At 74.4% G+C, this 21,162-nt stretch carries 18 protein-coding genes; 4 read left to right on the plus strand and 14 right to left on the minus strand.

Annotation, left to right across the window (positions count from 1 at the left end; all coding sequences use genetic code 11):
- The first annotated feature begins 3 nt into the window (after positions 1-3).
- On the plus strand, positions 4-2,439 hold the full coding sequence (locus ACZ3X1_RS00145) for a bifunctional serine/threonine-protein kinase/ABC transporter substrate-binding protein (protein ID WP_467275187.1): 2,436 nt from the start codon (positions 4-6) through the stop codon (positions 2,437-2,439).
- 37 nt (positions 2,440-2,476) lie between these two features.
- Here ACZ3X1_RS00145 and ACZ3X1_RS00150 read toward each other — a convergent pair whose 3' ends face one another.
- From ACZ3X1_RS00150 to ACZ3X1_RS00170, 5 genes are all read right to left on the minus strand, one after another.
- Positions 2,477-3,001, minus strand: a complete 525-nt coding sequence (locus tag ACZ3X1_RS00150; RefSeq protein ID WP_467275189.1) for a hypothetical protein — start codon at positions 2,999-3,001, stop codon at positions 2,477-2,479.
- Positions 3,002-3,173: 172 nt separating this feature from the next.
- Positions 3,174-3,614 (minus strand): VOC family protein, encoded by a 441-nt coding sequence (locus ACZ3X1_RS00155; RefSeq protein ID WP_467275191.1) that lies wholly within the window; start codon positions 3,612-3,614, stop codon positions 3,174-3,176.
- Positions 3,615-3,705: 91 nt separating this feature from the next.
- Positions 3,706-5,088 carry a mycothione reductase gene (locus ACZ3X1_RS00160; RefSeq protein ID WP_467275193.1) on the minus strand — a complete coding sequence of 461 codons (1,383 nt, stop codon included), beginning with the start codon at positions 5,086-5,088 and terminating at the stop codon, positions 3,706-3,708.
- A gap of 71 nt (positions 5,089-5,159) precedes the next feature.
- On the minus strand, positions 5,160-5,762 hold the full coding sequence (locus ACZ3X1_RS00165; protein WP_467275195.1) for a TIGR03086 family metal-binding protein: 603 nt from the start codon (positions 5,760-5,762) through the stop codon (positions 5,160-5,162).
- Between the two features lie 69 nt (positions 5,763-5,831).
- The gene (locus ACZ3X1_RS00170) at positions 5,832-6,359 is read right to left on the minus strand and encodes a DoxX family protein (protein WP_467275197.1); all 528 of its coding nucleotides are present in this window, start codon (positions 6,357-6,359) and stop codon (positions 5,832-5,834) included.
- 215 nt (positions 6,360-6,574) lie between these two features.
- On the opposite strand from ACZ3X1_RS00170, the gene ACZ3X1_RS00175 reads away from it, so the two are divergent.
- Positions 6,575-6,832 (plus strand): hypothetical protein, encoded by a 258-nt coding sequence (locus tag ACZ3X1_RS00175; protein ID WP_467275199.1) that lies wholly within the window; start codon positions 6,575-6,577, stop codon positions 6,830-6,832.
- Between the two features lie 548 nt (positions 6,833-7,380).
- Positions 7,381-7,671: a hypothetical protein gene (locus ACZ3X1_RS00180; protein ID WP_356815689.1), complete on the plus strand. Its 291-nt coding sequence runs from the start codon at positions 7,381-7,383 to the stop codon at positions 7,669-7,671.
- 10 nt (positions 7,672-7,681) lie between these two features.
- Here ACZ3X1_RS00180 and ACZ3X1_RS00185 read toward each other — a convergent pair whose 3' ends face one another.
- The 6 genes from ACZ3X1_RS00185 to ACZ3X1_RS00210 all read right to left on the minus strand — a co-directional run bounded on the left by ACZ3X1_RS00185 (position 7,682) and on the right by ACZ3X1_RS00210 (position 14,292).
- Entirely contained in the window at positions 7,682-7,975 is a 294-nt protein-coding gene (locus ACZ3X1_RS00185) for a WhiB family transcriptional regulator (protein ID WP_356815690.1), read from the minus strand.
- Positions 7,976-8,186: 211 nt separating this feature from the next.
- Complete coding sequence (locus tag ACZ3X1_RS00190) at positions 8,187-8,963, minus strand: class F sortase (protein WP_467275202.1); 777 nt, start codon at positions 8,961-8,963, stop codon at positions 8,187-8,189.
- Positions 8,960-9,784 (minus strand): hypothetical protein, encoded by an 825-nt coding sequence (locus ACZ3X1_RS00195; protein WP_356816037.1) that lies wholly within the window; start codon positions 9,782-9,784, stop codon positions 8,960-8,962. Before ACZ3X1_RS00195 ends, ACZ3X1_RS00190 begins: the two co-directional genes overlap by 4 nt.
- Positions 9,781-10,497: a ribosome-inactivating family protein gene (locus ACZ3X1_RS00200; protein ID WP_362629264.1), complete on the minus strand. Its 717-nt coding sequence runs from the start codon at positions 10,495-10,497 to the stop codon at positions 9,781-9,783. Before ACZ3X1_RS00200 ends, ACZ3X1_RS00195 begins: the two co-directional genes overlap by 4 nt.
- 262 nt (positions 10,498-10,759) lie before the next feature.
- Positions 10,760-11,731 carry an FAD binding domain-containing protein gene (locus ACZ3X1_RS00205; protein ID WP_467275206.1) on the minus strand — a complete coding sequence of 324 codons (972 nt, stop codon included), beginning with the start codon at positions 11,729-11,731 and terminating at the stop codon, positions 10,760-10,762.
- Positions 11,728-14,292, minus strand: a complete 2,565-nt coding sequence (locus ACZ3X1_RS00210; RefSeq protein ID WP_467275208.1) for a molybdopterin-dependent oxidoreductase — start codon at positions 14,290-14,292, stop codon at positions 11,728-11,730. Before ACZ3X1_RS00210 ends, ACZ3X1_RS00205 begins: the two co-directional genes overlap by 4 nt.
- 306 nt (positions 14,293-14,598) lie before the next feature.
- Here ACZ3X1_RS00210 and ACZ3X1_RS00215 point away from each other — a divergent pair, with 306 nt between their 5' ends.
- Positions 14,599-15,813, plus strand: coding sequence for a hypothetical protein (locus tag ACZ3X1_RS00215; protein ID WP_467275210.1), 1,215 nt, complete (start codon positions 14,599-14,601; stop codon positions 15,811-15,813).
- Here the strand turns inward: ACZ3X1_RS00215 and ACZ3X1_RS00220 are convergent.
- The 3 genes from ACZ3X1_RS00220 to ACZ3X1_RS00230 all read right to left on the minus strand — a co-directional run bounded on the left by ACZ3X1_RS00220 (position 15,798) and on the right by ACZ3X1_RS00230 (position 21,063).
- On the minus strand, positions 15,798-17,054 hold the full coding sequence (locus tag ACZ3X1_RS00220) for a M20 metallopeptidase family protein (protein WP_467276247.1): 1,257 nt from the start codon (positions 17,052-17,054) through the stop codon (positions 15,798-15,800). The genes ACZ3X1_RS00215 and ACZ3X1_RS00220 overlap by 16 nt on opposite strands.
- 176 nt (positions 17,055-17,230) lie before the next feature.
- Positions 17,231-17,530, minus strand: a complete 300-nt coding sequence (locus ACZ3X1_RS00225; RefSeq protein ID WP_467275212.1) for a hypothetical protein — start codon at positions 17,528-17,530, stop codon at positions 17,231-17,233.
- Positions 17,531-17,622: 92 nt separating this feature from the next.
- Entirely contained in the window at positions 17,623-21,063 is a 3,441-nt protein-coding gene (locus ACZ3X1_RS00230) for a hypothetical protein (RefSeq protein ID WP_467275214.1), read from the minus strand.
- Positions 21,064-21,162 lie beyond the last annotated feature (99 nt).

A 21,162-nucleotide genomic window follows, 5' to 3' on the forward strand; every position in this document is an offset into this window, starting at 1 on the left:
CGCGTGACCGAGCAGAATCCCGAATTCATCGCCGGCCGGTACCAGCTGGTCGAACGCATCGGCCAGGGCGGTATGGGCCGGGTCTGGCGTGGCGTCGACCAGCACCTCTTCGGGCGCGAGGTCGCCGTCAAGGAGATCCTCTTTCCGCCAGGTCTGGAGGACGGGGACCGCGCCGCACTGCTGCGGCGGTTCATCGGCGAGGCCCGCGCGGCGGTCACGCTCAACCACCCCGGGATCATCACCATCCATGACGTCGTGGAGCACGACGGCGCCCCCGTCATCGTCATGGAGCTGGTCCGCGGCAAGTCCCTGGCCGCCGCCATCCGCAGCCAGGGCCGACTGCCCGTCCAGCGGGTGGCCGAGATCGGCGCCGCCCTGCTCGACGCGCTGGCCGAGGCGCACGGAGCGCGGATCGTCCACCGTGACATCAAGCCGGACAACGTGCTCCTGACCAAGGACCGCGTCGTCCTCACCGACTTCGGCATCGCCCACCTCGCGGACGCCACGACCAGGCTGAGCCACAGCGGGACCGTCATCGGCACACCCCAGTACATGGCGCCGGAACAGCTGGAGGGCAAGCGCCCGACCCCTGCGAACGACCTGTGGGCGCTGGGCGCCACCCTCTACCACGCCGTCGAGGGGCGTCCGCCGTTCGATGCGGAGGGGCTGCACGCCCTCGCCGTGGCCGTGTTCACCCGGCCGCACCGGCCCCCGGTCCACGCGGGCCCGCTGACACCCCTGCTGGACGCGCTCCTCACCAAGGATCCGGCGCAGCGCGTGGAAGCCGCGGAAGCGGCCGGGATGCTCGCCTCGGTGCTGCGGTCCTCCCCGTCCCTGCCCGATGCCTCCACCGGGCAGGGGCGCGAACCGGAGCCCGGGCCCACACCCCCGCCCGACCCGAGGACCCCCTCCGTACCGGCGCAGGAGCAGGTACCCGAGCACGCAGCTGAGCCGGAGCCGGTTCCGGCGACGACGGCGTCGGTGCCGACCCCCACGGTCCTCGACCCCGGGTCCGCCGCCGGCACGCCGCCGCGCTCCGTGCCCGACCGGCCGAGCGGGCCGCCGCCCGCACCGGAGGCGCCGCCCGAGGCCCCGGCCGAAGCACCGACCGAGGCACCGGTCGTGCCCGAGACCAGGCAGGAGACGAGGCAGGGCGAGCAGACGTCCGTCCGGGGACGTACCCTCACCCGGCGCTCGGTGGTCCTGGGCGCGGCGCTGGCGACCCTCGCCACTGGCTCCGTCCTGACCTGGAGCCTCACCCACGGCGACGACGACCGCGGTGGCGGCAAGGCGGCCGGGAGCGGGGCGCCCCCTTCCTCCGTCACGGTGGTGATCGGGGTGGACGCACCGCTGAGCGGCGGGATGTCCTCGATGGGCGCCGGCATCAAGAACTCCGCCGACCTGGCGGCCAGGACCGCCAACGAAGCCGGGCACGTTCCCGGCGTGAACTTCGAGATCAAGGCCCTGGACGACGGGGCCGATCCCGCCAGGGGTGCCTCCAACGCCGCCCAGTTCGTGTCCGACGAGAAGGTGCTCGGGGTCGTCGGTCCGCTCAACTCCGGTGTCGCCAAGACGCTGGTGGCACCGCTCGCGCAAGCGAACATGGCCGTCGTGTCACCGGGCAACACCGACCCCGTCCTGACACTCGGCCCCGGCTGGGCCGCCGGCAGCACGTCGCGTCCGTACTCCACCTACTTCCGCACCGTCGCCACGGACGTGGACCAGGGGCCGTTCGCCGCTCGGTACCTGCACGGCGAGGCGAAGAAGACCAAGGCGTACGTGGTCGACGACGCGAGCGCCCACGGCACCGCTCTCAGCTCCCGTTTCACGGCCGAGTTCACGAAGCTCGGCGGGACCGTCGTCGGTACCGAGCAGGTCGACCCTGCAGAGCGCGCCTTCGAGGGCCTCGCCACGAGGGTCCGGTCGTCAGGGGCCGACGCCGTCTACTTCGGCGGCTACTACGACACCGCTGCGCCGATCTCCCAGCAGCTCAAGCAGGCCGGGGTGAACGCCCCCCTGATGGGCGGCGACGGCATCTTCGACCAGCAGTACCTCACGTCGAATCCGAAGGCCGAGGGCGACCTCGCGACCAACATCGGCGCACCCGCCGAGGAATCGCCGGCGGGGCAGGACTTCCTCGCCCGGTACCAGAAGGCGGGCTATCCGGAGGCGGCCGGCTGGTACGGCCCCTACGCGTACGACGCGACGTGGTCGCTGATCGAAGCGGTGAAGGCCGTGGTGGCGGCCAACGACGGCACCCTCCCCGACAACCTCCGGGCGAAGCTGCCGCAGGCCGTGGCGGGGCTGGCCTTCGACGGCGTCACGGGCCGGGTCGCCTTCGACGGCAGCGGTGACACGGTCAACCGCCGGCTGACGGTGTACAAGGTGAACGGCGGTACCTGGGCGACCGTACCGAGCGGATCCGCCGCCGCCCGCTGACACGGCAGGCGGCGGATCCGACCGGGCTGCTCGGCTCTCAGGGCGCCACGTTGCAGCGTCGCGCAATGACCTCGAGGCGTTCGAGCTCCCGTCGCGCTGCCGTCGGGTGGGCGAGATCGAGGGCCATCCCGGCGCGGGCCGAGATGTAGAGGATGTCCTGACGCGTGGCGGCGTCGAGGCCGGGGACGGTCAAGAGGCGGCGCCCCGTGACGCGCAGGAAGAGCGCGATGCTGTCGAGATCCTCGCGCAGCTGCACAGGAAGCACCTGCCGCAGTTCGTCCTTGGCGTAGTCGCGCGCCTGCCGGTCCGCCGTGCAGGGTCCGGGCTCCACGGGAGCCAGGTGAAGGCCAGCCTCTCGGGCGTCGCCGTACATCTCCGTCACCAAGGCGCGTGCAGAGGCGGTCTCGCCCCCCGCGGCTGCCTCGCGGGCCGACTGCAACGTGGAACACAGTCGCGCACGGGCCTGGGGATCCTCGCCAGTCCGGGCGTTCAGATAGCCGGACCACACGTCGAACGCCTTACTCAACTCGGCATCCAGCATGACCTCGTACACGTCCGGCACTCCGCCGCTCCTTCGTCGAGCCCGTCCGGGCGCGGACGGCAGCGGACAGGATAGGACGAACGCCGGACGGGATGCCTGGGCATTACCCGGTGCAGCGTGCAGGAGCCCCCGTGTCACGCTACTCAGCTGCTTGGTCTCGTCCCGCCCGCGGTCAACAGTTGCGGGACAGCCCTCAGCCGATCCGTTCGGCCAGAGCCACGATGATTCCCGCCGGGCCGCGAAGGTTGCAGAGGCGGTAGACGTTCTCGTACTGCGCCACCTCGCCGAGGAGTTCGGCGCCGTGGCGGCGCAGGCGGCTGATCGTGTCGTCGATGTCGTCGACGGCGAACATGACACGGTGCAGGCCCAGAGTGTTGGGTGGCGGGTTGTGCGGTCCGGTGGTGATCGCCGCCGGGGTGTGGAACTTCGTCAGCTCCAGTTTGCCGTGGCCGTCCGGGGTGCGCATCATCGCGATGGCGCTGCGGACCCCGTCGAGGCCGACCGTCCGGTCCGCCCAGATTCCCTCGATCTCCGCTTCGTCTTCCAGCTCCATGCCGAGCTCGGTGAAGAAGGCGATGGCGGCCTCCAGGTCGTCGACGACGACGGCCACGTTGTCCATCCGCTGGATCGCCACGCGGTGCTCCTTCTGCGTATCGCGGTTCGTTTCCGGCTATCGGTACCCCTGGGACGGAGCCGTGCCGCGTTCTCGGCACCTCTCCGGCGGTCTACCGCCCGCGATCGCCGAGATCCAGGTCGAGGAGGGCGTTGGAGACCGCCTCGGTCGGCGCGGGGTGGATCCACAGCGGGGAACGGGCGAGGTCGAGGGCCTTGATGCCGAGGCTCATGGCGGTCACCAGCGGCTGGATCAGGCTCGCGGCCTGCGGGCCCAGGATGTGGGCGCCCAGCAGAAGTCCCGTGCGGCGGTCCGCCAGTACCTTGCAGAAGCCGGTGGTGTCCTCCAGGGCCCAGCCGTAGGCGGTGTCGGCGAAGCGGCGTACGGAGACGGCGTAGTCGAGTCCCTCCTGCCGGCACTGCTGCTCGGTCCTGCCGACCTGCGCGATCTGGGGGCGGGTGAACACCCCTGCGGGGACGGCCTCGTGGGAGGTGCGGACCGGAGCGTCGGGGTGGAGCAGGTTGTGCGCGACGACGTGCGCCTCCCGGTTCGCCACGTGTTTGAGCGGGAAGGGCGTGCAGACGTCTCCGAGGGCGAACACCCCCTCCGCGCTGGTCCGCTGGAAGGCGTCCACGACGATCCGGCCGTCGTCGTGCAGGTCGATCCCGGCGCGGCCGGCGTCGATCCGGTCGCTGTTGGGGTTGCGTCCCACCGCCACGAGCAGAGTGTCCGCCTCGACGGCCGGGCCGTCGTCCAACACCAGGCGCAGCCGTCCCGGCTCGCCCTCGACGCGGGTCAGCGCCCTGCCCGTACGCACGTCGTAGCGCTCGGACGCGATGGCGGTGTAGGCGGCGGCGACCGTCTCGTCCTGGGCGGAGAGCAGTGTGTCCTCCTGTTCGATGACCGTGATGCGGCTGCCCGCCGCGTGGAAGACGTGTGCGAGTTCGGCTGCGACGTAGCCGCCGCCCAGCACCGCGAGGTGCCGCGGCGGGCGGTCCAGGCGCATCACCGTGTCGGAGGTTTCGTACGGCAGTCCGCCGTCCCGGACCGGCGGGGGTACGGCCGGGCGGCTGCCGACGGCCACGACGACCTGCTCTCCGCGTACCGTGACGGTGTCGGCGCCGGCCTCGACGGTGAGCGTCCGGTCGCCGGTGAAGCGGGCGCGGCCCTTGTGGACGTCGATGTTCGCCGAGCCGCGCCGCCCCTGCTCCCCCTCGGCGGCCTCCTGGTCCAGTCGGCCGAAGACCCGTTCGCGGACGGCGGGCCAGTCCACGCGGCCCGGCCGGGCCTCCACGCCGAACCGGCCGGCCTCGCGGATCGTGTCGGTGAGGTCCGCGACGTGCACGAGCATCTTGCTGGGGATGCATCCGCGGTTCAGGCAGGTGCCGCCGAACGGCCCCTCGTCGATGACGGCCACGTCCAGGTGCGAGAAGCGCTCGTCGACGACGGTGTTGCCGGAGCCCGCCCCGACGATCACGAGATCATGAGTTCGCATGCGGCGGAACGTACCCCCGTCCGGCGGGCATACCCGTGCACGGCACGCGGCGCGCGGCCCGCCGCGCCTGGTCACGGGGACGCCGGGGGTGCCCAGGCCGGGTCGCGGCCGCTCAGGCCGACTGCCCGGTCCAGCAGCGGGGCGTCGTCCGGTACGGGCACGACCGGGCCGAAGATGCCCCCGCCGCGGGTCTCGTCCTCGGCGGCCGCCAGCAGGAATTCGTACGCGGCGCGCAGCGCGGCCTGGTCGGGCGCGTACTCCTGGCCGGTCGCCCGGGCCAGGTCCCAGCCGTGGACGACCAGTTCGTCGACGGCCACCGCACCCGCGACGTCGCCGGGCAGGTCCACGCTGCCGGCGCGGGTCATACCGGTCCAGGCGGCCGGATCCCGCCAGGCCTCGGCCAGTTCGCCGAGGACGCGGGGCAGTTCCTCACGCCACTCGGCGGGCAGCGGGGTCGCGGCCGGGTCCGGGGCGGTGTCGGTCGTGGGGCCCAGGTCCTTGCGTGCGGCGTCGCGGAAGGCGACGGCCAGACCGGTCAGGTGGACCAGCAGGACACCGACCGTGTAGTCGGGGCAGGGCGTCGGGGCGTCCAGCCGGGCGTCCGGGACGCCTGCCGCGAGACGGGCCACGGCGTCGGTCTGTGCGCCGAGGTCCAGAATCGTCTTACCGGCCATCTGCCGCTCCTCTCCTCCTGGCGATGGGGGTGGGTCCGCGTCCGGCCGGCCGCCGACGCGTTCGGTCGTTCACTCCTCCTCCTGGCCTTCGTCCGTCTGGTCCCGTACGCGCTTGGTGACGACGGCTGCCGCCGCGACGGCGCTGGTGGCGAAGGCCAGGGCGAGCATCCACCGCTGGTCGAAGGTGTGGCCGGTGGCGTGGTCCAAGGAGTAGCGGCCGGCCCCGGCGAGGCCGATGGCGGCGGCGGTGAACCCGAGGAAGGCCGGGTACTCGAACCCGCCGCCCTGGGCGAAGAAGCCCGCGGGCGCGTGGACGGCCACGGCGCCCGCCATGGCTCCCGCGGCCGCGGCGCCCGCCGCCGGCGTGGCCAGGCCCAGGACGAGCAGCGCCCCGCCCCCGGTCTCGCCGAGTCCCGCGGCCAGGGCGCTCTGCCGGCCGGGGGTGTAGCCCATGTGCTCCATCGCGGCCGCCGTCTTGTCGAGACCGGCTCCGCCGAACCACCCGAACAGCTTCTGGGTGCCGTGTGCCATGAGCACCGCTCCGGTTCCGGCCCGCAGCGCCAGCAGGGCGAGGTCGCGTCGGTTGATCCAGCTCATCGAAGTCTCCCCGGAGGCGGCGGCGCGGTGGTGGTGCGGCGACGACATCCGTATCCCGTCAGGGCGGCGGCGACCCCGGGCCCGCGCGCAGGTCCGCCGAACGGGCGACCGCCCAGCGGAGCAGCGCACGCCCGGCCGCGGCGCCGTTCCGGCGGCGGCGCCGCGGGCCCGGTTCGGCGTTCGCCTGCGGGCGCTGTCGGTGACGCGCCCCGTTGATGGTGGGCGCGGCGGCGTTCCGGGCCGCGTACGCCGACCGGCCGGTGCGCGGCCGAGGTCGGGAGGACCGGTGCCCCGGCCCGAGCCTGGAGGTGCGGTACCTGCTGTTCGCGGCCACGGTCACGCCGGCCTGCCTGACGGCGTGCGGTCGTCCGGCGAGCCCGAGCCCGGACAGCGTGCTCCCCCTGGCCCAGGCGGGGCGGGACGGGCTCCCGGTCCGGGAGGTCGCCTCCCGGCCCAAGACCTGGACGAGCTGATTCCCGTAGGGCCGCCGGGGGCTCCGGTATCGCCCCGGAGCCATACGCAGCCGAACCGGCTGGGCCTCGTTCCAGGCCCGGGCGAGAGCGGGGGCCACGGGCGCGAACCCGGCCCCCCTGGTAGCACCGCAGAGCCCACGCGTTGTGCGGGTGCACGCGCATGAAGACCTCGCAGGAGCCCGCCCCGACGGCCCGGGCCAGGAGCCCTCACCAGGTCGCGGCCCAGCCCCTTTGGCCGAGGCCGGCCAGCCGGCCACCGCGGCTGCGGCATCAGCGGAAAAGGGAAGAAGATCCATACCCGTCGATCGGTCCGGAGGCACGACACGACCCGGCAGTCGCCTCCCCCACCGGGAGACCAGACCGCGCGGGCCGCCACCACGTGCCCCGGCCAGGCCGTCGCACCGGGATTTCCGTGCACGTTCCGTCACCGCGGCGGTACGACACCCCGCTCCGCAGGGCGCGGGAGGCCCGGCGCGTTCACACTGGCAGGACGACGAGTGCAGTGTTCAAAGTGCAGTGTGCAGTGCGCAGTGCGGCAAGGAGGCCGGATGAGCTGGGCATCGTGGACCACCTGCGGGATCTTCGCCGGTCGGGACGGAGTCAAGACCGGCGAGTCGGGCCCCGTCCTCACCGGTGAGCTCGACATCCACACCACGTGGACCGAGGTCGAAGGCCTGGCCTACGTCACGGTGCAGTACAGCGGGGCGTCCGACTGGCTCCCCCTCGCGGGAAGCCCCGTCCCCTGCCCCAGTGAGGAGGCGAGCCGCGCCCTGCACGAAGCGGTCATCGATTCCGTACGTGCCGGAGCGCGCCTTCCCCTGAGCACCGGCCTTCCCTGAGGTCCGCCCGTCAGGCCGCCGCGCCCACGGCCCGGCGGGCCGCGTAGGCCCGGCGTTCCTCCGTGGTGAGCCCGCCCCACACCCCGTAGGCCTCCCCCGTGTTCAGCGCGTGCCGCAGGCACTCGGCCCGCACCGGGCAGCGGGCGCAGATCTCCTTGGCCGCCTGGTCGCGGGCGGCGCGGTCCTCACCGCGCTCCCCCGCCGGGTGGAAGAACTTGCGCGAACCAAGGCCCCGGCAGGCCGCTTCCGCCTGCCAGGCCCAGTGGTGCTCGGCCAGGCCCGGGAGTCGCGACACGTCGGACATTGCTTGCTCCTTCCGTGGGATGGTGATGACGAAAGCTCGCCTGCTCACGATCCCGCGGATGAAACGTCAGTCGCGAGGGGCCGCCGACGGGGTCCGACGGCGGGGGCTGTCGACGGGGCCTGTCGGCGGGGTCCGCCGACCGCAGTGGGGGGGTTGCGGCCGACGGACGTCTCCAGGACCCGCCGCCCTGACCTGGCGGTGCAGCGCGGTGCTACGCGGCGCCCGTCATACGGGCGAACACGACCACGTTGCTGTCGTAGTAGTGCTTCTTGGGGTCGAAGTCTCCGCCGCAGGTCACCAGGCGCAGGCCCGCGTGGTCGAGGTTCTTGTAGACCTCCAGCGTGGGGAACTCGGCCTTCGGGTACTCGCTGACCCGGTCCACCGTGAACGTGACCGTCTTGCCGTCCTTACGGGTCACCTTGATGGTGTCACCGCCCTTCATCGTCTTGAGCTTCTCGAACACCGCTGATGCTCCGTTCCACGTGACGTGTCCTGCGATCACGGCCGGTCCCTGGGAGCCGGGCGTCGGTCCCGGCTCGTACCAGCCCGCGAGCGCGGGGTCCTTCGGGGTCTGCATGGTGCCGTCCGCGTTCTGCCGCAGCGTCTCCAGGGAGCTGGTCAGCCCCAGGGAGGGAATCGTGATCTTCTGCGGTTCCGACCGGGCGAGGGCCTGCTCGGCCCGGCCCGCACCGGCGCCCTTACCGGTGCCCGCGCCTGTGCCCGTTCCGTTCTGCGATCCGTCCGCGGATGTCGCGGCGTCGCCGCCGGCGGGCTTCCCGGCGGGGGCGGCGGCGCCCGGTGCGCCGCCCTGCCCGGCCTGCCCCGGTGGGGCGGGGGGCTTCGCCGCGTTCTGGCCTCCGCAGCCCGCGAGCAGCATGGCGGCGAGGGCAGCCGCGGCCAGGGGGCGTACGGTGCGCCGTGCGGCACGGCGGGGGCGGGGCCGCTCGGTCGACGGGGCGGTCGCGACGGGTGCGGGGGGCCGCTTCACGCGCCGCCCCCCGTGTTGTCCTGGCGGACGGGGACGGCGGAGGCCCGCTTGCGCGTGAGTGCCACCGCACCGGCCGCCACGGCGAGCACGGTGATCGCCACGCCGTCGCGCATCGTCACCTGCACCGAGGCGTTCTCGAGGGAACCACCGCCGGTCTCGATGGCTCCGACCGGGATGGATCCCACGGCCGCGCCCTTGACCTCTCCGCAGTTGGTCGGAGCCGTGGCTTCCTGGGGCAGCTTCGGGTCGAGCTCGCTCTTGCCGGCGCCCTCGAAGTCGTACTTGCCGTTCTTGTTGCGGTCGATGCCGTGCTGTACGACGTGCAGGTCCTTGATGTGGTCGACCACGTCCTGGCCGACGGTGATGGTCCGCTTGTAGGAGATCTTGCCCTTCTTGTCGGCGACGGGCATGCGGTCCACGGCGAGACCGCTGGTGGCCTTGGTGTCACCCGACGTGGTGAGGGAGATGTTGATGTCGCCGTAGTCGTGCGTGGCCTCGGTGTTGTTGAGGACTCCGTCGCGGTTGGTGTCGTCGGTCGCGTCAGGGCACTTGAAGTCGTGTCCCTTCGTCGAGCCGTGCAGGTGCTGCGCAGACGGCGATCCGGGCACCATGCCTTCGGACTCGATCTGCACGGTCAGCTGGTTTCCCTTGAGGCTGAGCATGACCGTGCCGCGGGAGCCCGATTCGTTCAGCTGCGCCAGGTCGATCTGGTACGCCTTTGCGCCCTCCGCGAGAGCTGGTCCGGAAAGACCGAGGGTCAGGAACACGGCGGTGGGTACAGCGGCGAGAACCACGTGGCGACCGGCACGCTTGACTATCACATTCGCTCCTGTTCCGTTGATCCCCGGGACGGGAATCGCAGATCGTACGGGGTCGAAACGAGCCCCCGGAGAGGGCCTCGTTCCTTCTTCGGCGCCCCAACGCCTGTGGATTGGTGTCTGTTTGAAGATTTTTTGGCGCCCACTGCGTCCGGCAGCGTTCCCCCGGTCATCCAGATGCGTGACATCGCATCGGCCAGGGCGGGGAATCGGGCGGCGTCGCAGAGCATCACCGAGAGCACGAGCATTCCGTGCGCGGTGGATTTCGGATCACGGTTCCGGTGCAGCCACATGACCGCGTCGCCCAGGGGACGGCGCCCCAGGAGGATCCCCGGACTCCGCACGCCCGCGGCCGTCTCGAGGTCGCGGCGCCGGCCGCCGAACGGCAGTTCCTGCGCTCGGCGCATGCCGGGTGGGGGGGCCGCGTCCCGCACGTGGCGGACGTAGCCTTCGGGCGGGGCCTGCCCGTTCTCGAAGGTGTTGCGGAATCCGGTGATGCGAGGGCCGGCATCGTGGTGACGGAGCTCGATGTAGAGCTCGATGAACACACCGCGAAGTTGAATGCGGAGGGGGAGATGGGTTTTCCCCTCATCCCCCGGGCCGGCCATGCTGAAAAGACCGTCAGCATCTGCCGCTCTCGACCGGATGGCCGACGTCAGGAGCCGATACTCGTCCACCGATGCGTACGCCGAGGAAAACGACACGGGTTTCAGCATGGCCGCCTGCATCAGGTGGAGGAGCCGGAAACCGGACTCCTCGTAAGTAATCTGAACGGAATCGGTTCGACCTCGCTGTACTCACGCACGCGCATCCACCGCCTTCGACATCATTCCGATCACCGACGGGTGACGTGGTCCCCATCGCCGGATTCGGTTTCGGTTCGGTCTCGACCTTTGTAGTCGTCCCGGCGGTGAACGGGCCAATAGTTGGCCTCTGTTGCTAAGAAATCTGTGCGCGATCCCGGCCGGTGGGATGTGGTCAGCGCGCCGGTCCGGCGGTGGGCGTACCGGTCGCCTGTTCGAGGACCTCCAGGACCGTGTCGCGGAACAGCGTGGTCTTGTAGCCGGTCTGCGGCAGCGGCCGGCAGCGGTCCAGTACGGTCGCGGCCGCCGCGGCGAGGGTGCCGGGGGTGGCCTCGCGGCCGATGAGCGCGGCCTCCACCTCCGGAAGCCGCAGCGGGACGCGCGCCACCCCGCCCGCGGCGACCGCGGCGTGCGTGACGGTGGCTCCGTCGAGTGCGAGCCGGGCGGTGGCCTCGACGAGGGGCCACTCGGCGTGGGCCCGGCTGGTGGCCCGGTGGCAGGCGGCGCGTTCGCCGGGCAGGGGTGCGGGGAGCCGGACCGCGGTGAGGATGCGGTCCGGCGGCAGGAGGTGGTCGGTCCGGTGGAGCCGGTCGCCGTCGCCGTACAAGTCGGCGACCGCACGCGGGGGTTCGCCGTGGATCTCGGCCCGGGCGTCGTAGGTGAGCAGGGCCATCGCCAGGGTGGACGGGTGCGGGGTGATGCAGGGGCCCCCTCCGCTGACCACGCCGAAGTGGTGGTCGCCCTCGCGCGCGGGGCAGCCGGCGCCGCCCTTCTGCAGGCAGCTGACGTGCGGGTTGCGGTAGTACCAACAGCGGTTGCGCTGCAGCAGGTTGCCGCCCAGGGTGCCCGCGGCGCGGATCTGCGGGGTGGCCGCGGTCCCGGCGGACACCGCGAGGGCCGGCCAGCCCGCGCGCACCTGCGGATCGGCGGCCAGCGCGGCGAGGGTGGTCAGGGCGCCGATCCGCAGCCCGCCGCCGGGCAGCGGCCTGGTGCCGTGCAGGTCGGCGGCGCCGTCGAGGTCGGTGAACGGCCCGGTGGAGACGCCGCTGCGCTGCCGGGCGCCGGTGTCGGTGCCACCGGCGCGCAACTCGCCGCCGGAGGCCCGCACGGCGGCCGACAGGTCGGTGAGATCGGGCTCGGTGCTCACGTACGCAGTCCTTCCAGGAGCCGGTCGGGGCGGATGGGCATGTCGTACGGGCGCCAGCCGGTCGCGTCGTGGACCGCGTTGGCCAGGCACGCCGCGGTGGGCAGGGTGGCGATCTCGCCGAGGCCCACCCCGCCGCCGGGGACGTGCTCGAAGCCCTCCTGGTGGAAGTGGACGGTGATCTCGGGGGTGTCGCCGATCCCCGGGATGCGGTAGTCCTCCAGGTTCTCGGTCAGCACCCGGCCGGTGACGGGGTCGGCGCGCCGCTCCTCGAACAGGGCGTAGCCGATGCCCTGGACGACGGCGCCCTCGCACTGGCCGCGTGCCAGCCGGTCCTCGTGGATGCGGCCGGCGGCGATGCCGCTCCACACGCTCAGCGGGCGGATCCGGCCGAGCCGCGTGTCGACCTCGACCTCGGCGACCTGGACCGATCCGGTGAAGCCGCGGCCGACGGCGATACCGCCCAGGGTGAAGGGGGTGACGAAGCCCCGGCGGTCCCGGGGGCGGCGGCCGGTCACCCGTACGCCGTGTGCCGCGTCCAGCCGGGCGGCGACATCGGATCCGCCGAGCGCGTCTCGCAGCCGGGCCGCGGCGTCCACGGCGGCGGGCACGAGGGAGGGTGTGGTGCGGCTGCCACCGGAGACGGGGCCGTGGACGGCGTCGCTGTGGCCGATCTCGGCGCGCACCCTCGCCTCCGGCAGGCCCAGCGCCTCGGCGACGGCCCGAAGCAATACGGTTCGCGAGCCCGTGCCCATGTCCTGTACGGCGCAGCGGGCGACGACGGCCCCGTCCTCGACGGTGAGTTCGACCTCGGTGACGGGATCGAGGAAGTACAGCCAGTTGGCCGCCGCGACGCCGACGCCGCGGCGGAACCGCCCGGTGCCGCCGCGACGGCCCGACCAGACCGGCAGGGCCGCGGCCCGCTCGTACAGGGCGTGCCGCTTGGGGTTGCCGTCCCAGCGGCGGCGCAGGGCGATCGGGTCCTCGCCGAGGCGGTGGGCCATCTCGTCGACGGCCTGTTCCAGGGCCCAGCACAAGGTGGGTCCGCCCGGGCCGCGGAACGGGGCGCCGGGGGGCCGGTGGGTGACCGTGTCGAAGTCCCGGAGCCGGCGGGGGGCCTTGCCGTACATGAACCGGGCCAGTGCCGCCACGGAGCCGCCCACCGAGACCCCGCCGTCGGTGTCCGCGTCGATGGCCAGCGCGCTGAGGCCGCCGGCCGCGTCGGCGGCCATCGCCAGCCGGATCCGGGTGCCGGGCCGATAGCCGCCGTCGGTGAGTTCCTCGTCCCGGTCCAGCACGACCCGTACCGGGGCTTCGTGCAGTCGGGCCAGCTCCACGGCGGCGACGACGTCGGAGGTCAGGCCCATCTTGCAGCCGAAGCCGCCGCCCACGTGCACGGCCCGCGCCACCACCCGGTCGGGGGGCACGCCGAAGCGTTCGGCGGCGAGTTCGGCCACGCGTTTCACCGACTGCGTGGACACCTGGATGTGGAGGGTGCCGTCGGCCCAGTGGGCCAGGCAGGCGTGCGGTTCCAGGGGGGTGTGGGTCTGTGAGGCGGTGGTGAACACGCCTTCCACGACCCGGTCGGGGTTCTTGGTACGGGCTTCCTGGATGCGGCGTACGGCCGCGGCGGGGCGCCTGCTCATGGCGGACGGGCCCCGCAGGTTGCCGCGCCAGCGGGCGGGCACCAGCTGGGGGGTCTCGCCGGACCCGGGCGCCCGCTTGCGCGCCGCCTTGTCCTCGTAGACCAGGGGTCCCTCGCCGGTGCGGGCCAGGCCCGCGTCCAGGGCCGCCGGGAGCACCTCGTAGTCCACCGTGACGCGCGCGGCCGCGGCTCGTGCGGCGGCCCGGTCGGGTGCCGCGACCGCGGCGACGGGCTGCCCGACGTACCGGACCACGCCGTCGGGGGGCAGCAGCGGTACGAAGGGCAGGTCGCCGGCTTCGAGGGAGCGTACGTGCGCGTGGGCGTGCGGCGAGCGGATGATCACGCCCTCCAGCAGGCCTTCGGGGTGCAGGTCCGTGGTGTAGCGGGCGGATCCGTCGGTCTTCTCGGGGGCTTCGGTGCGCGGGACGGCCCGCAGCTGCCTGCCGGTCGGTGCCGTGTCGTAGTCGCCGGCGCATGCCGCGGCGACCGCTCTGTAGATCCCCTCGTAGGCACCGCAGCGGCAGAGGTGGCCGGCCAGGGCTGCCGCGATCTGCTCGCGGCCGGGTCGGGTGGGGCCGTGCTCGGCGCGCCACCGTTCGAAGAAGGCCGCCGCCTCGACCACGAACCCGGGGGTGCAGTAGCCGCACTGGAGGGCGTCCTCGCCTGCGAAGGCGCGTGCCACGGGGTGGGCCGCCAGGCCCTCGACCGTCGTCACCCGCCGTCCGGCCAGCCGGGCGGCGGGCGTCAGGCAGGACACCCGGGGCTCGCCGTCGACCTGGATCGTGCAGGCCCCGCACACGCCGCCCGCGCAGACCAGTTTGGTGCCGGTCAGTCCCAGGCGGTCGCGCACCACCTCCACGGCGGCCGGGTCGTCGTCCACGTCGACCGTGCGGCGGGCGCCATTGACCTCGAACTCCACGAGACGTACTCCTCAGCCGTGGGGTGGTGACCGCCGGAGCCTCGCGCTCACCGTCACGCTCCTTGATATCCCGCTCCCGGGCCCGGCGCAGTCCGGCGCGTTCCCGCGCACGACCGATCGCGCACGGGACACGGCTCCCGCGGGACCGGGCCCGGGGCCCCGGACGCCGGAGGGAAGCCGTCCGGTGGTTGGTCCGTTCGCGGTGTGCCGTCATGACCTGATCGATCGGACCGGGCCGTGCGCGAGCCGGCGGGCGGCCCCCAAATCCGCTGCGGGGCACGCCGGGGCGCGAAGTAGCATCCCCGGATGCCGAACATCAAGACCCTCGCGCCCGAGGCCGGCCGGATCGACGCCGCCGGGCTGCGGGCCTGCGACGCCGACCGCCTCGCGCGCTGCGCCGTCGACCGCGCGGAGCCCTGGTGGCGCCGGACGGCCTGCGTGGAGGCGCTGACCGGCCGGGTGCCGCAGGCACGCCTGGGTGAACTGCTCGCGTGCGTCCGCGACACCGGTGACACCGGCACGGTCCGCAAGGCGCTGCTGGACGTCCTGTCGGACCGCGCCGAACTCCTGCCCTGGCTGCGGCACGAGGACCGGCGGCGCGAGGAGGCGTACGGCATGCCGGAGGCGGTCCTCCGGGCGCGCGGGGCCCTCGGTGACCTCACGGCGGCGGCCGAGTTGGCGACCCTCGCGTTCAGTCACTGGTGGACCCGGCGGGCCGTCGGTGACGCCGGGCTGGACGCGCTCGCGGAGCGGTACGGGGCGCAGGCGGTGCTCGCCGAGCTCGCGGGCGGACGGCCGGAGGACCGTGCCGCGGCCGTGCGCATGCGGGGCCGGGCCGGCGGGGACGTCGTCGACGCGCTCGCCGACCCCGACCCCGCCGTGGCCCACCTCGCGCAGTCGCTTCTGACCTGCCCGGACCGGATCCGCGCCTACCTCGCCGGGGCGCCCACCCCCGATGCCGCGCTGTGGGCGGCCTTCGCGCTGCACTGGCTGACCGGTGACGCGGCGCAGACCCGTGCCGTGTACGAGGCTCTGGGGCGCCCGCGGGTGGAGGTCGAGGGCCTGGACGAGGAGCTGCGCCGGGCGATCGTCCACGAGTACGGGCACGAGTGCGAGAAGCAGAGCGACCCGCGATGGCGGATCGAGGCCCTGTGCACAAAGCCGCCGCAGCCGCCGGACGAGGAGCGGCAACTGGCCCTGGCGGCGGCGGCGCTGACCGCGGCGGGGCTGGTTCCGCGTCCCCCGCTCTCTTGCGGGGAAGCCCACCGCCAGGGCGGCGGGACGTACCACGTGATCGGGTACGGGGAGGGCGGCCGGAGCGAGGTGTACATCAGCACGCTGGGGCCGTTCGCGGGCGACCACGAGGACGACCCCGCCGCACGCGCCGCCCTGGAGGGGGCCGGCTTCCGCTGGATCGACCGGTCCACCGGCGCCGTCCGCGTCACCGGCCTCGGCGTGTACTACTTCGGGGCGCGCGAACCGCTCGACGTCAGCACACTGCTGTTCTACTGGCAGGACTGAGGGCTGCCTGTGCCGCTGCCGTCACCGGCGCCGGGGCGGGTTCCCGCGTGCAGGGCCGCGACCGCGTGGACGGCGGCTCCGGTGGCCATGGCGTCCTCCTCGAAGACCACGCGGTTGGAGTGGATGTCGGGACCCTGCGCCGGCGGGACGCCGGGCGGGCACGCCCCGAGGAAGGCCATCGCGCCCGGCACCCGTTGCAGGACGTACGAGAAGTCCTCGGCGCCCATGATCGGTGCGGGCAGATGGTGGACCCGGCCGGGACCGAGGAGCGCGGCCGCGGCCTCGTGGAGGGCCGCCGTGCGGGCGGGGTCGTTGACGACGGGCGGGTAGCCCTCGGTCAGCGTGACGTCGGCGTGTGCTCCGTGGGCGGCGGCGACGTGTTGGGCGATACGGGTGATGCCGTCGCGCACCAGGTGCCGGGTGGCGGGGGTGAGGGTGCGGAAGGTTCCGTGGATCTCGGCGGTTTCGGGGATGACGTTGGTGGTGGTGCCGGCGTGGATCGAGGCGACGGTGACCACGGCCGGATCGAAGACGTCGAGGGTCCGCGTGACCATGGTCTGCAGGGCTTGGACGATCTCGCAGGCGACGGGGACGGGGTCGAGTGCCCGGTGCGGGGCGGAGGCGTGTCCGCCGCGGCCGCGTACGGTCACGTGCAGCCCGTCGGATGCGGCGAAGGTGGGGCCGGGCCGCAGGTGGAGGGTGCCGGCGGCGAAGCGGGTGGTGACGTGAAGGGCGAAGGCGGCCGCGACCCGGCCGCCGTCGGCGGTCTCCAGAACCCCTTCGTCGATCATGTGCCGGGCGCCGCCGCCGGATTCCTCCGCGGGCTGGAACATGAAGACGACGCTGCCGGCCAGTTGTGAGCGGCGGGCCGCGAGCAGCCGGGCGGCTCCGACGAGCATGGCGGTGTGCGTGTCGTGTCCGCAGGCGTGCATGGCGCCCGGCACCGTGGAGGAGAAGTCCAGGCCGGTGTCCTCGTCCAGGGGCAGCGCGTCCATGTCGGCGCGCAGCAGGACCGTCGGGCCGGGCCGGGCGCCTTCGAGGCGTGCGGTGACGGAACTCAGGGCCGCCCCGGTGGCCACGTCGAGCCCCAGCCCGTCCAGTGCCTCCAGGACCGCCTGTTGAGTGCGGGGCAGGTACGCGCCGGTTTCGGGGTGGCGGTGGATGCTGCGGCGCAGTGCCACCATGCCGGGCAGGGTGGCGCGCGCGTCGGCGAGCAGCTCCTCGAAGGCCGACGGCGTCATCGCAGCGTCGCCCGTGGCGGTGGTGGGCACGCGTGCGCGGGACGGATCGGACGGGTGTCCGGCTCGGCGGGGCCACCGCCGGCCGGCGAAGCGACGTACACGGCGCATCCTCCAGGGGAACGAGCATCGCGGGCACTTGCCATGGTGCCGCGCGCCCCGCCCGCCGCGCCGACGAGTCATATGCGGCGCGCCGCAGCGCTCGGCCGGCGGTGCAGCTCGGCCGGCGGGTGCAGCTCGCCCGTCGTCCGGACCGGCCGCGGGGCGTCAGTCGCGCGAGCGTCGTCGAGGGAGCGGGTCCCGCCGTCCGACAGACCCGCCCCGGCACGGATCTGCGGCAGCGCCACGTTCACGATCGAGGTGGCGAGCATCACGGGGAACCGCGCTGCGGCGAGCGCCGCGAGTGCGGGGCCCCGGTGCGGGGTGGGGCGGCCGGGGCGGCCGTACCGTCCTTCGCACGTCCAAGGTTCACGGCGCACAGCCTCACGCCGGGCGGTGTCCGCTTTCCATGCCCGGCGGAGGCGTTGACCGTCCAGTCCTGTCCGCACCTGTTCGCGGTGCCAGGGCGGGCTCAGGTCCCGCGCAGGTCCGTGGCGTACGCCGCCTCCCTGACTTCCAGGTCGGGGTGGCGGCGCAGGTCGACGACGGCGGCGCGGCAGGGGTCCGGCCAGTTCTGGCGGCACCCGAGGGCGGTGGCCAGGGCGACGGCGAGGAGTCCCTGCACGACACCGCCGTCGGCGCCCAGGGAACGGACCGCGGCGAGGGCGGCCGTGGGGTCGGCGAGCGGGTCGCCGTACCGGTGGTTGTCTTCGAGGTCCTCCGCCACCCGGCCCGCGAGGACGGGGCGGTCCCCGATCGCCGCGATCAGCTCGTGCAGCGCGATCAGCAGTTCTGGCTCGGCCGCCGCCAGGTCGACCGCCCGGACGAGGAGGGCGGTGCGGGTGGCGGTGACGGCCTGTTCCGTCGCCATCTGCCGGGCGAGGGCCGCGTAGATCCGGCGGTCGCGAATCCACGACTCGGCGAGGTGGTGCAGGCGGCGGCGTGCCGGCAGGTCCCCGCCGGGTCCGCCGCCCTCCGCTTCTCCGGCCGCGACGCGTTCCAGCAGCCGTTCCACGACGCCGTGGAGGAGGCTGCCGGGCGCCACCCCGCCGACGGGGTGCGGCAGTTCGGACTGGGCCAGCTCCAACAGCCCGCTGCGCGACCGCCATTCCGGCAGGGGTGAGGTGAAGTCGGTGTAGAGGTCCGCCAGCATCGTCCCGGCCGCAGGTGCGTACCGAGCCCAGTCGGCGAGCTCGCGCACGGCCTCGTCCACGGTGTGTTCCTCGGCGACCAGGGGCAGCCTGGCGACGAGCGCCCCGTACCGGGGCCGGTGGGCCGGGGCCAGGTCCCCCGGGCTCCAGTCCAGCAGTGCGCGCCGGGCGACGTCCGGCCCGTGGGCGACCGCCGATTCCAGCAGGGCCCACATCTCCGCATCCGGAAGCAGTGCCGGGGCCAGGCCGACGACGGTGGCGTGCACGTCCGGATGGACGCCCGGGGTACGGCCCGCGGCGGCCAGGAGCGCGGTGGCGGCGCCCGGGGCGAGGTGGCGGACGGCGAGCCGGGCCGCCGCCTTCCGGACGGTGACCTTCACTCCGCTCTCGCGGGTCAGGACGTCCCCGACCAGGGCCGCGACCCGGCTGGGCCTGGCGTGGGCCGCCGCCCGGCCGGCCGCGGACCATGCCGCTGCGGCCCCTTCGCCGCCGGCGTGGTCGAGCAGGGCGGCGAGGGCCGAGGCGGGGTCGCAGGTGTGGGCGGACGCGTCCAGGGCCGCATCCGTCAGGGCCCGCGCCCGGCCGGGCGCGGTGTCGTCGGCCGCGGCCGCGTACCGCTGGAGCAGGGCCCGTCCGTACTCGGGTACCGGGGCCACCGCCCGCAGAAGCGCGGCGCGCTCGTCGAGGCCGCGGCCGGGATCGGCGACGACGGCCGCGGCCAGCCCTACCGCGGCCTCCTGCTGCCGGGGCAGCCACCGGTCGGCGTACCGGAAGGGCGGCATGGGCCGGGGCGCGCCGGCCGCCGGGAATCGGCCGTCCGGGGGCGGGGCCTGGGGCAGCGCGCGGTCCAGCAGGTCGGTGCGCTCCGCAGCGAGTACGGCGAGCACCGGGGGCAGGAACACCGCGGAGGGCTCCAGCGCCAGCAGCTCCGTGAGGCGGTCGCCGCGGGTCGCGGGGTCGGCCAGCCAGGCCGCGGCCACCTCCGCGAAGCGGGCGTCCGGGCAGGTGTGGAGGGCCTGTTCGAGGCGGTCCTGGAGTTCCGGGATCCGGTGGGCGCGGTGTCCGCAGGCCGTGACCAGCGCGAGCAGGGGCGCCACGTCCCCGTGGGCGGCGGCTCGGTCCAGCCACGGGCGGAGGGCGTCGACGACGGCGCGTATCGCGCCGGTGCGCCGGATGCTGCCCGGTGGGCCGAGTTCCACCGTGCCGGTGTGCGCGGTCAGCGCCTCCAGCATGCGTACGGCGGTCCTCGGGGCGGCGGGGGCGGCGGTCGTGTCCGTGGCGGCGGCGAGCAGGGTCACGGCCAGGGTCCGGATGGTGTCCCGGGTCATCGGCGCGCAGTCCCGGGCCCGCAGGGCGTCCAGCGACAGCCGTTCCAGGGACTCTGACCCGCTCCGCCCGCCGACGGGCGGGGTGGCTCCGAGGGCCCGAACGAGCAGCGGTACGGGCAGGCCGGCGAAGGCGGCCAGGGCCTCCCTGCGTACGGGGTCCCGCTCGCCCGCCAGCCGCTCGGCGGCCAGCGCGAGGACCTCGGCCACCTCGTGCGGATCGCGGGTGTGGCCGGCGTTGAGGGTCAGCTGTTCCCAGACCGTCCCCCGGTCGTCGGCGTCGCCGGTGCCGAGGGCCGACAGGAGTTCGGGGCGGGCCTCGGCGGGCGGCAGGAGGGCGAGCGGGAACCACAGTTCCCAGCCCGTGCGGCGTTCGGTGCCGAGTCCCTCGATCAGGGAGCGGGCCCTTGCGTGCCGTTCGGCGGCAGGCAGCAGGGCGAGGACGCCTGCGTGCGCGCCGAGTTTCCGGCGGGAGCCGCCCTCAGCGACGACGGCGTCCAGGAAGCCGGGCCGGCGCGCCGGTGGCACCGACCGCAGCAGGACGCAGAAGGCGTTCCGGTGGAACCACCGGGCACCGAGCCCGGGCAGCGACGGCGGGTCCGCCGCCACCAGCTGCCGCAGGACCGCCGGGCCGGGGGTCCGTTCCCAGCGCGCGGCCGTCCGGGCGGGGTCGGCGAACCAGCGGGCGACGCGCTCGGCGTCCACCGCGACGAGGTGGCCCAGCCGGCCGTGCACCGGATCGGGCAGGTTGTCCGGGCCGTAACGTTCCAGCAGGTCCAGGACCCGCCCGGGAGCGGCGGGCAAGGCGGCGGCGATCGCGGTGGCGTGCCGCTTCCACCAGCGTTCGCGCAACGGCTCGGGGAGGGCGCCGAGTTCGCGCTCCGCGTGGTCGAGGACGGCGACGGGGTGGCGGGCGGCCAGCGTGCTCCAGTCCTCGAAGGCGAGCGCCCCGGCGAGTTCGGGCAGCAGCTTCGCCGTGAACTCCGGCGAGCAGCCCGGCAGGAGGCGGGCCGCGTCCTGGTCGCCGTACTCGGTGCGCGCCCGGAGGGCCAGCCGCTCGGCGAGCCGGGGCCGTCGTCCGTCGCGCAGCAGCCGTGCCAGGTCGGCCCGGACCACCGCGGGCGCGTCGTCGTACGCGGCCTCGACAGCGACGTCGGGGACGGGCAGCCGGCGGGCGCCGCGGAGCGCGTAGCGGCGTACGACGGGGTCGCTGTCGGCGAGGCGCGCGGCGAGGTGCGCGACGTCTCCGCCGGTGAGGGCGGCCAGCGCGGCGAGGCGGCGCTCGTACGGGCCGCGCGCGTCCAGGGCGGTGAGCAGGGGCCGCAGTGCGCCCTCCCGGGCTGCGAGCCGGTGGGCCGTGACGGCGGTGTACCGGAGCCGGGCGGCGTGCGGGAGGGGTTCGAGGGCGACGAGCATGTCGTCGGCGGTAGAGGTCATCGCTGGGCATTGTGCCTGCTGAGGTGGCCTCGGCCCCATCGAATATCGGGCGCCCGCCGCCCGTGGGCGGTGCGCAGCGGGTGGCGGGCGTGGCATGGC

It is taken from the genome of Streptomyces sp. NPDC023541 (assembly GCF_055559995.1).

Bases quoted from the DNA above. Each gene is read 5' to 3' on its own strand.
- ACZ3X1_RS00215 (WP_467275210.1), top strand. From the start codon at position 14,599: ATGCCGAACATCAAGACCCTCGCGCCCGAGGCCGGCCGGATCGACGCC.
- ACZ3X1_RS00200 (WP_362629264.1), bottom strand. From the start codon at position 10,497: ATGCTGAAACCCGTGTCGTTTTCCTCGGCGTACGCATCGGTGGACGAG.
- ACZ3X1_RS00230 (WP_467275214.1), bottom strand. From the start codon at position 21,063: ATGACCTCTACCGCCGACGACATGCTCGTCGCCCTCGAACCCCTCCCG.
- ACZ3X1_RS00160 (WP_467275193.1), bottom strand. From the start codon at position 5,088: ATGCGAACTCATGATCTCGTGATCGTCGGGGCGGGCTCCGGCAACACC.
- ACZ3X1_RS00165 (WP_467275195.1), bottom strand. From the start codon at position 5,762: ATGGCCGGTAAGACGATTCTGGACCTCGGCGCACAGACCGACGCCGTG.
- ACZ3X1_RS00170 (WP_467275197.1), bottom strand. From the start codon at position 6,359: ATGAGCTGGATCAACCGACGCGACCTCGCCCTGCTGGCGCTGCGGGCC.
- ACZ3X1_RS00185 (WP_356815690.1), bottom strand. From the start codon at position 7,975: ATGTCCGACGTGTCGCGACTCCCGGGCCTGGCCGAGCACCACTGGGCC.
- ACZ3X1_RS00180 (WP_356815689.1), top strand. From the start codon at position 7,381: ATGAGCTGGGCATCGTGGACCACCTGCGGGATCTTCGCCGGTCGGGAC.
- ACZ3X1_RS00175 (WP_467275199.1), top strand. From the start codon at position 6,575: ATGGTGGGCGCGGCGGCGTTCCGGGCCGCGTACGCCGACCGGCCGGTG.
- ACZ3X1_RS00220 (WP_467276247.1), bottom strand. From the start codon at position 17,054: ATGACGCCGTCGGCCTTCGAGGAGCTGCTCGCCGACGCGCGCGCCACC.